Here is an 8548-nt window from a genome sequence, read left to right as displayed (position 1 = left end):
CTTGGCGGCCGCCTCGACGGCCTCCAGGGCCGCGATGCGGGCCTTGGCCTCGTCCAGCTCGCCGGTGAGCTGGTCGGCCAGCTCTGCGGCTTCCTGGCGCGCTGCTTCCGTCTCCTGGCGCACGGCCTCCAGCGCCTCGCGCTCGGCGGCCAGGCGGTTGTTCGCCATTTCCAGCGCCACGGCCCACAAGTCGCCGCCCAGCTCGGCCAGCTTGTCAGTGATCGCCTGCGGTGCCGGCTCGCGGATCGGGGCGGCCTGGCTGGCCTTGCGTGCGCGCCACTCGTTCATCGCCTCGCTGATGGTGGTGAAGCTGCCGCTGCCGAGCTGCTTGCGCACGTTCGCCAGCGTGGGGTTCTGGCCGGCCGCGTCCAGTTCGTCGGCCACCGCAAATATCTGCTCCTTCGAGATCGCCATGTCGGGCCTCCTTTGGCCGGTTGTATGTTGTAGCGTGAAGCATACTACAACATACAACACTACGCAAGCGGTTTAGCTGAACTTTTTTTAGCGGCTAAAACGCGGGCAAAAAAAGCCCCGCTCGATGGCGGGGCGATGGGTGGGGGTCGGTGGTCGGCGATGCCCGGCGCTGGGCGTGTCAGCCCTCCAGCAGCGCGACAAGCTGCACGGTGCCAAGGTCGGCCTCGAACTCCTGGCCGTCATCCTCGTATTTGAGCCAGGCCCAGCCCTCGGCCGGGGGCCGGCGGTTGAGGATCAGCCGTGCCGGCCGGTCGTCGTGCTTGACCTGGATGATGGCCTTCTTGAGCTTGTCGGGGTCGGCCTCCTTCGGCTCCTTCTTCCCCTTGGCGTCATCATCCTGCGGCCCCTGCTCGCCGTCGCCGGCCTCGGCGTCGGTCTTGCCGGTCAGCGCATCGACGGTGTTGGGATCACGGTCGCCGTCCTCGTGACTGCGCTTGTCCTCCAGGAACTCGCGCAGCAGCTTCACCGAGCCGCGCGTCAGCTCCTGGCTGTCGTCGGCCAGCCAGGCGGCCACCTCGTCGGGGTTCTTCTTGTAGGCCGTCACCAGCTCGTTGATGACAGTCACGTCCTTGCCCCGGCCGCTATTGAACGCCTCGGCAATGGGTTCGGGCAAGTCCAGCAGCGTGACGTGCTGCGTGACGAAGGCCGGCGACTTGCCGATCTCCTTGGCGATCTCGCCCTTCTTCTTGCCCTTCGCCAGCTCGCGGCCGATGAAGTCGGCGATCTCACGCGCCGTCAGCTCGTTGCGTTGCAGGTTCTCGATAACCTGGTCGGCCTCGTTGTAGTCGTTGTCGATGAAGGCCGGGATCGTGGTCTTGTGCGCCCACTTCGAGCCGCGATAGCGCCGCGCGCCGTGGTTGATGAGGTAGCGCCCCGGTGCGTCCGGGTTCTCGCGCACGCTGATGGGCGACTTCACGCCGCGCGCTTTGATCGTCTCGCCGATCTCCGCGATGCTCTCCGGCGAGAAGCCGGGGTTGTCGGCCGTGCGCGGCTGGTGCGGGTCTTCGTCGATCAGGTCAAGCGGCAGCTCCTGCGGGCCTGCGCCGCCGGCGTTGGCCGCCGGCTGCTCGTTCAGCAGGCCGGCCAGGTCGCCCAGCCCGTCCAGGCCCAGCCCGGACGATTGCGGCTTGTCCTGCTCCTTCTTCTTGGCGTTGGTCTTGGCGCTCATTGCGCGATCTCCATCTTCGTGAACACGTAATCCGCCAGCGCACGCACCTCCTGGGTGGCCTTCCGCGCGGCGGTCTTCTTGATCTTCCACACCGGCATCTGCTCGCCCAGCGCCTCGGCGATGCTGTCACGCGCGCCGATGCTGAACGGCAAGATGAGCTGCGGGTATGCCTGCTGCAACGTCGCCAGGTTGTTGACGTGGCGCGGCTTCCGCGCGTCCACCTTGTTCGGCACCATGCCGAGGAAGCGCAGCTTGGGGTTCTGCTTGCGCAGGTTGCTGATGACCGCGACCATCTTCTTCATGCCCTGCAAGCTGTACGCCTCCATTTCGATGGGCGACAGCATGTAGTCGGCCGTCAGCACGGCCGCCGTCATGGCGACGCCAAGGGAGGGGGCCGTGTCGATCAGGCACACGTCGAAGAACTCGCCCAGCGCGGCCACACTGGCCCGCAGCGCGGCGGCCGCCTGGGAAAGCTCCATCTTGTCCAGGTTCGCCAGGTTGGCGTCTGCCGCGATCAGCGCCAGGCCGTCATCCTCCCGGTCAGCGAACCAGGCGCGCAGCTCGTCGCCGCCGGCGGTGAACATGCGACTGGCGGGATAGCCCGAGTCGTGGCCGGCCAGCGTCCAGCTCGCATTGCCCTGGGTGTCCAGGTCGATCACTGCAACCCGAAGGCCGCGCTCCTGGAAGTCGAACGCCAGGTGGCAGGTTGCGAACGTCTTGCCTTGACCGCCTTTCTGAATTGCCGTGACCAGTGTTTTCATGAGTTGGGTTCCTGTTTCCTCTTTCCCTTGGCGTCGGCTTCCCAACGCTTGACGATGAACGCTTGATGCTCCGGCAGTACCGCCGTCACCCGCTCGAAGCCCTGCGGGAGCACTTCCCCCGCCACTGCCCACACGCGGCTGACCGCTTGCGATACCGCCCCCTTGGTCAGCCCCAGCGAGGCCACAAACTCGGCCTGGGGCCTTCCATCGACCAGCACGCCGCGCGCTATGTCGATGGTCTGTTGCCCGATCTCCAGGCCCTTGATCGCCGCCTGGAATTGGGCTTCGGTTAGCCGTTTCTTCATGGAGAACACCCATATAAACTCCACACCCGGTTGTTGAACAAAAGGCGGTGCCAGCCGCCGACCATGTGCAGAAGTTTAGCTAAACTCGCCGCCCGCGTCAAGCGTTTTAGCGGCTAAAAATGGGCGCGTGATCTTCTTTCTTGGCGTTCAACCTGGCCGCGTCAGCGGCACTCATGAAGAACGTCATCAGCGGGCCGACCGTGCGGCTCGAACCGTTGGCAAAGCACACGTCGAACTGACCGCCGGCGGTGTGCGGATCGACGCCTTCCACCAGTCGCCAGGGGTCAAGGCCCCATTCCTCGGATTGCGCGCTGTACCAATAGGCCGGCGCATCGCCGTTCAAGTCGCTGGCCGCGTACTCGCGCACCAGGACGGCCACCCGGCCGGTGTTCGGCTCCACGAATCCCGGCGGGTAGGGTAGGGTCTGTTTTTTCATGTCAAAGCCCCTTCGGCTTGTAGATCGAAACGAAGTAGGTGATCGCGGTCAGCACCGCGAAGTACGCCAGGAACGACCAACCGGCATACACGCCAGGCGTGTTCCAGTGGTAGAGCATCCGCACGAACTGGAAGAAGGTGGCAATCGACAGCACCCACTTGAGGATCGGCCAGACCAGCACGGTCGCCACCCATACGAACTTGACCAGGCCGGCCAGCAGGCCAGCACCGGGGGCCTTGTTGGGGGCAGCAGACGCGGCGGCAGGCTCCACCGGCGCGGGCGCGGCGGGCTGCTCGATCTCCTTGGGGAACTTGATGATGTTGGACATAGCTTGACCCTCCACGCGCTTACGTGTTGAATGCTGGGTGCTCCCACTCGGAAGCATGGTTACGGTGTGCCAGCACCAGGCCAAGCGCCCCGGATCACTCCGGGGCGTTCCTCCACCTGGGGCCGCCCTTGATCTTGCCTCGGCTCACGCAATACTCCTTCTTGGCGTCCTCGATAGGCCCGGCCGTTGCCGACCGGGCCATGTGCTCTTACCAGCCGGCCCGGCGCTTGGCCTGCTCGACGGCTTCCATCGACCAATGGCCCTTGGCCTGCCCCTCCAGGGAGCATCCGGCGAAGTACGCCTTGCCGCGCAGTTCCTCGGCTTTGCACACCAGCTCGGCCGCCTCGGCCATCATGGCCGCGATCTCGTCACGGCGGGCCGGGAAGTCGGTCGCTGCCGCGCCCTCCAGCTCGTCAATCCAGGGCATAATCTTGTTGTCGCTCATCGGACTTTCTCCGGTAGTTGACCTGGGCAATGTGCCCGGCCTTCAAGTGCTATATTAGGGCAAAATGCCCTAGCCTGTCAAGCACTTTAGCTAAACTTTTTTCGCTTTACCGGAATCCGAAGGCTAAACTTTAGCCGCTAAAACCTTTCCCTTGGCGTCAATCCTCTTTCCAGATCACGCCCAGCCCGGCCTGGTCGCACAGGATCGCCCATGCCGCATAGGGAATCGGGGTGTCCTCGCCGATCCAGCGGCGGATCGTGCGGTCGCCCTTCGCGCCCAGCCCCAGCGCCTTCGCGGCCTTGCTGCCGCTGAACCCGGCCAGGCGCAGCACCTCTCGGACTTCCTCGCCGGTCGGTTGCGCCCAGCGTTCGGCCGGCTTCAAGCACTCCAGCCGGATATTGGCGTCGTTCGTCATTCGTTCGTTCTCCTGGTCAAGTGATAAGCCGCAACTGGTCGAAGCCGTAGATCGACTGGATGCAGCTCGGGTCTGAATCGACCACGCGCCGGCCTGCGCGATTGGTCTTGTACGTTACCGGCCTGTCGTCGTGCGCCCACACCTGGCGGGTGTCGGGATGCACCTTCACGATGATGATGCGCTTGCCGATGTAGCGGTCGAAAACCGGGTGATGGACGCTCACGATCTCGCACCGCTGGCCGGGCTTGAACTCCACCAGGTCGGCCGGGCCTCCATCGCCATTCCTGGCGATGCTGCAGGTTGCCGCGCTCGCTCGCGGCATCGTTGTTTCCGGCGATACAGGCCCGCCCTCGCCCGGCTCGGCATCGTCGGCTTTGACGATGCTGCAGGTCATCGTCGTTTCTGGCGATGCGGGATCTCGCTCCGGGCCTGCGCCGGTGATTTTTCCCTTGGCGTCCAACCCGGCGGCCCTGGCCGCCTTGATCCTGGTCGCGGCCTCGGCCGCCCAGCGCCTGGCGATGAAGGCCCGATGCGAGGGCAGCACCACATCGACCAGGACGAACCCCGGCGGCACCAGGACGGTCGCCGGTGCGCGCCGCGCCGGCGGCTCCAAGCCGGCCAGCCAAGCGGGCAGGGGAGCATCGGCCAGGCGGTCGCGGTAGCTGGCCTCGACCATCACCGGGCGCTTCTTCTCGGCTCGCTGCGCAGCCAGGATGCCGCGCGCAACCTCGTCCACCGTCATGCAGCCCTGCGCCGTGTCGAAGTGCGAGCGGTAGCCCGTTTCGGAGATAAACGGCCTGTCCAGGTCGATGACGTGGAACTGGAAGTGGGCACCCAGCGGCCCGCCGTAGCCGGCCTCGTACTCCACCAGGGCGCGCATGTCGCCATCCGCGACCAGGAACTGGCCGCGCTGGCCCCACAAGGGCACGTCGCCAGGCACCGCCGCGCAATGGCGCTCGATGACCTGGCCGGGCGCGTCGTGGTCGGCCATGCTGCCCACGTGCGTTCCGCCGTTCATCTTCCAGATGACGGCCTCGTATCGGTCGCTGGCCGCCTCGGCGGCCGCACCGTCACCGCGCATGATCGCCGCGTCGATCTCCACCACGGCCGCCACGGCGGCGGCCAGCAGCTCGTCGCGGTCGGTGGGCAGCTCGGCCAGCAGCTCGGCCGCCGGCGCGTTCCAGTCCTGGCCCGGCTGGGCCGGCGTCTTGCGTTTCTTCGCCATCGGCCGGCCCCTCAAGTGTCAGCACGCCGCCACGCGATCACGTCGCGGGCTTCGTAGCCGTGGCGCTTGCAGTCGTCGCAGAATCCCGAGCTGAACCCCTTGTGGTTCGTGCCGATCCATGCGGCCGGCTTGCCGCATTCGTGGCCGTAGGTGCCCGGCTCGGCGTTGTGGCACTTGCCGTCCGTCGCGTAGCTGTTCGTCGGTGCCTGGGGAGCGTTGTTCCTGGTCATGGTCGCCTCCTGGAAGCCCCGGCCGAAGCCGGGGCCGCCCCTCATCAGTCAATAGCCCGGTAGATCGCGGCCGCCTCGGCGTGGCTGGCTGCGAAGCCGCGCAGGAAGTGATAGCGGTCGATCAGGGCATCGCCGGCGTCCGTGTCGGCGGCCTCGGCCGCGAGCTGACCCAGCGCGAACAGGGTTGCGACAATGCCGGCGGCGTCGGCCGACAACTCGCCTCGGAAGCCGTTGCCGTCCACCTCGATCTCCAGGCGGTCGGCCAGGTCGGGGGCCATGTAAAAACCGCCGTCCGACAAGGTGTAGTAGTGCCAATACGCGCCGCTGTAGCGTTCGCAGAGCCGGCGAAGCCAGGCATACACCAGGGCCTCGCCGCGCATCATCAGACGCGGGCCGAAGTAGGCGGGCAGGAAGTCGAGGCGCTGGGCCTCGGCGACCAGGGAAGCGGTAACGGGTTGCTCTTGGGTGTTCATCGGACTTTCTCCGGTAGTTGACCTGGGCGAAATGCCCGGCCTTCAAGTGCTATATTAGGGCAAAATGTCCTAATCGTCAAGCACTTTAGCTAAACGTTTTAGCCGCTAAACCTTGCCCTTTCCCTTGGCGTGCATTACAATGTAATTCACGAACCCAACCGGAGAACCAATCATGGCTGCAAACCAGCTCGTACAAACGCGCATCGACGGCGCGATCAAGGAAGAAGCGGCGGCCGTCCTGGCCGCGATGGGCCTTACCGTGTCCGACGCGGTGCGGCTGCTGCTCACGAAGGTGGCCCAGGACAAGGCGCTGCCCTTCGAGCCGCTGATTCCGAACGCCACCACCATCGAGGCGATGAAGGAAGCCCGCAAGGGCAAGCTGCCGCGCTTCGCCACCGTCAACGATCTGATGGCCGATCTGCATGCGGCAGATTGAGCGCACCGGCCAGTTCAAGCGCGACTACAAGCGCGAGGCGAAAGGGCAGCACCGGGCCACGCTCGACGCCGACCTGGTGCCCGTCCTGGTCGCGCTCGCCGACGACCAGCCGCTGGAACCTCGGCACCGCGACCACGCGCTGACCGGGGACTGGAAGGATCACCGGGATTGCCACGTCAAGCCCGACCTGGTGCTGATCTACCAGAAGCCCGACGCCGACACGCTGCGCCTGGTGCGCCTCGGCTCTCACTCCGAACTCGGCTTGTGATCGGCGCGGGCCTGGCCCCGCGTCTCACGTTTCATTGACACTTGAGGGGCGCTTTCCGCGCCACCGGCCGAGCTGGCCGACCCCCTTCCTTGGCGTAAAACCTGCGGCGGTGGAGCTGCTGCGATGCTTGAGGATCGCGCGGCCGGTCGAACCGCGGCGACCTGGTTGGGGAGTGTGAGGGGGCTTTGCCCCCTCGCAAGCTCTCGAACTTACTGCCTTCCGCCAGGCGCTTGCGCCTGGCTCTCCTAAGCCGTAGCGCCGAAGGCGCTCCATTGTGGGGTGAGGCCGCAAGGCGGCCGAGGGGCGTAGCCCCTGGGGGGATGGGAGGCCGCTTGCGGCCGGGTGGGATCGAGAAGGGGGGTTTCCCCCCTTCGGCGGCCGGTCATGCTGCGCGGTAGCTTGGGCCGTGTTGCCGTTTTTTTCGCCAGCCTCTGGTTAAAACTACCTGGTTATATAAAAAGGTTATAAAGACGGTTAAAAACCTGGTTAGCATGACCGAAAAACGCGCGTAAACCGTTGTCACGCCAAGGAAAAGCGCGAAGAGGCAGCCCCTCAAGTGTCAATGGATAAGCCCCCCATGTGTCAATACGCTGCCCCTCAAGTGTCAAGAACCGCGCCCCTCAAGTGTCAGTAGGGCCGCCCCTCAAGTGTCAATACCGGGGCAGGGTTCCTAACAGGGTTATCCACAACTTCGGTGGATAACTCCATGCCGATCAGGCACTTAGGCCGCCTCGGCGGCCGCCTGGACGGCTCGACCAGGCCGAAATCGGCCGCTGCCCCCCAAGTGTCAACATCGCGCCGGCCCCGCTGCCCCTCAAGTGTCAACGTCAGGGCTGCGCCGGCCGGCCTCGGCCGACTTGTCCCGAAACTGTCCACAACGGCCGCGCCGGTGGGGCAGGGCAGGGAAGGCCCCGGAAACGGGCCAGGAAGGCCCGTCAGGGCCGCAAAGCCCAGCGGCGAGGGCCACCGGCCCGGTGAGCGTCGGGAAGGCGCTGGAAGCCCGCCAGGGGCGAGACGGGCGGCTCTGCCGCCTGGCTCGATGCGCAGCACGACATAGCCGGTTCTCGCGGCCGCCGGCCGGGAGAATCCCCCGCAGCTCGGCCCCTCAAGTGTCAAAGGGTGGATCTCATCGTCAGAAGCGGCGATGCGAGATCCAGCGCCGGCGTCGGCCGTCATCGTCGGAACTGGCGATGGGGCCCTCGGTTCATCGTCAAAGGTGGCGATGGTCGACCGTGGCCAGGACGTGGCCAGCCTCGCCGGAAGTGACGATGCTGCAGCTCGACGTGCGCGAGCTGGTGCGCGGTACTGCCTGGGGTCGCCTCAGAAAACGGAAAATAAAGCACGCTAAGCCGGTTGCAGCGGTCGTAGCGGCCTGAACTTGCCCGCGCCGATCTTGGCGCTGCTGCGCCAGAGGTAATCGCCGGTGAGGTTGATGTGCTCCCAACCGAGCGGCGACAGGTACTGCAACAGCGCGTCATCAACGGCATGGCCGTTGCCACGCAGCGCGTGCGCAGCCCGTTCCAGATAGACCGTGTTCCACAACACGACGGCAGCCGTTACCAGATTGAGGCCGCTAGCCCGGTA

General features: G+C 65.9%; 14 protein-coding genes. 2 read left to right on the top strand and 12 right to left on the bottom strand.

The features are described 5' to 3' along the window. From N878_RS06295 to N878_RS06245, 11 genes are all read right to left on the bottom strand, one after another. Positions 1-414 (bottom strand): DNA-binding protein (locus N878_RS06295; protein WP_021442812.1); only part of this gene is annotated, 414 nt, incomplete at its 3' end. Positions 415-592: 178 nt separating this feature from the next. Beyond that, positions 593-1642, bottom strand: a complete 1050-nt coding sequence (locus N878_RS06290; protein WP_011114060.1) for a ParB/RepB/Spo0J family partition protein — start codon at positions 1640-1642, stop codon at positions 593-595. Then, a complete protein-coding gene (locus tag N878_RS06285; RefSeq protein ID WP_011114061.1) occupies positions 1639-2403 on the bottom strand; it encodes a ParA family protein in 765 nt (254 codons plus the stop codon). Before N878_RS06285 ends, N878_RS06290 begins: the two co-directional genes overlap by 4 nt. Then, the gene (locus tag N878_RS06280) at positions 2400-2708 is read right to left on the bottom strand and encodes a transcriptional regulator KorA (RefSeq protein ID WP_011114062.1); all 309 of its coding nucleotides are present in this window, start codon (positions 2706-2708) and stop codon (positions 2400-2402) included. Before N878_RS06280 ends, N878_RS06285 begins: the two co-directional genes overlap by 4 nt. A 106-nt stretch (positions 2709-2814) precedes the next feature. Beyond that, complete coding sequence (locus N878_RS06275; protein ID WP_011114064.1) at positions 2815-3144, bottom strand: DUF2761 domain-containing protein; 330 nt, start codon at positions 3142-3144, stop codon at positions 2815-2817. Between the two features lies 1 nt (position 3145). Then, positions 3146-3472, bottom strand: coding sequence for a KleE stable inheritance protein (gene kleE / locus N878_RS06270; protein WP_011114065.1), 327 nt, complete (start codon positions 3470-3472; stop codon positions 3146-3148). Positions 3473-3680: 208 nt separating this feature from the next. After that, positions 3681-3917 carry a stable inheritance protein KleA gene (gene kleA / locus N878_RS06265; protein ID WP_011114066.1) on the bottom strand — a complete coding sequence of 79 codons (237 nt, stop codon included), beginning with the start codon at positions 3915-3917 and terminating at the stop codon, positions 3681-3683. A 157-nt stretch (positions 3918-4074) separates the two neighbouring features. Then, positions 4075-4332, bottom strand: a complete 258-nt coding sequence (korC, locus tag N878_RS06260; protein WP_011114067.1) for a transcriptional repressor KorC — start codon at positions 4330-4332, stop codon at positions 4075-4077. 16 nt (positions 4333-4348) lie between these two features. Beyond that, positions 4349-5557: a hypothetical protein gene (locus N878_RS06255; RefSeq protein ID WP_011114068.1), complete on the bottom strand. Its 1209-nt coding sequence runs from the start codon at positions 5555-5557 to the stop codon at positions 4349-4351. A gap of 11 nt (positions 5558-5568) precedes the next feature. Continuing rightward, a complete protein-coding gene (locus N878_RS06250) occupies positions 5569-5787 on the bottom strand; it encodes a hypothetical protein (protein ID WP_012478187.1) in 219 nt (72 codons plus the stop codon). 44 nt (positions 5788-5831) lie between these two features. Beyond that, positions 5832-6260 carry an antirestriction protein gene (locus tag N878_RS06245; RefSeq protein ID WP_011114069.1) on the bottom strand — a complete coding sequence of 143 codons (429 nt, stop codon included), beginning with the start codon at positions 6258-6260 and terminating at the stop codon, positions 5832-5834. Positions 6261-6432: 172 nt separating this feature from the next. Between N878_RS06245 and N878_RS06240 the strand changes: the two genes are divergently transcribed. Together N878_RS06240 and N878_RS06235 are read left to right on the top strand one after the other, a co-directional pair. Then, complete coding sequence (locus N878_RS06240; RefSeq protein WP_011114070.1) at positions 6433-6696, top strand: type II toxin-antitoxin system RelB/DinJ family antitoxin; 264 nt, start codon at positions 6433-6435, stop codon at positions 6694-6696. Further along, entirely contained in the window at positions 6683-6964 is a 282-nt protein-coding gene (locus tag N878_RS06235; RefSeq protein ID WP_011114071.1) for a type II toxin-antitoxin system YafQ family toxin, read from the top strand. Before N878_RS06240 ends, N878_RS06235 begins: the two co-directional genes overlap by 14 nt. A gap of 1344 nt (positions 6965-8308) precedes the next feature. On the opposite strand, the gene N878_RS06230 is transcribed toward N878_RS06235, so the two are convergent. After that, the coding region (locus tag N878_RS06230) for a Tn3 family transposase (RefSeq protein WP_021442811.1) at positions 8309-8548 on the bottom strand (240 nt) is incomplete at its 5' end.

It is taken from the genome of Pseudomonas sp. EGD-AK9, from assembly GCF_000465935.2.
Classification (GTDB): domain Bacteria; phylum Pseudomonadota; class Gammaproteobacteria; order Pseudomonadales; family Pseudomonadaceae; genus Aquipseudomonas.
Note: the sequence above shows the minus strand (reverse complement) of the source record. Positions and strands in the feature narration are given on the sequence as shown.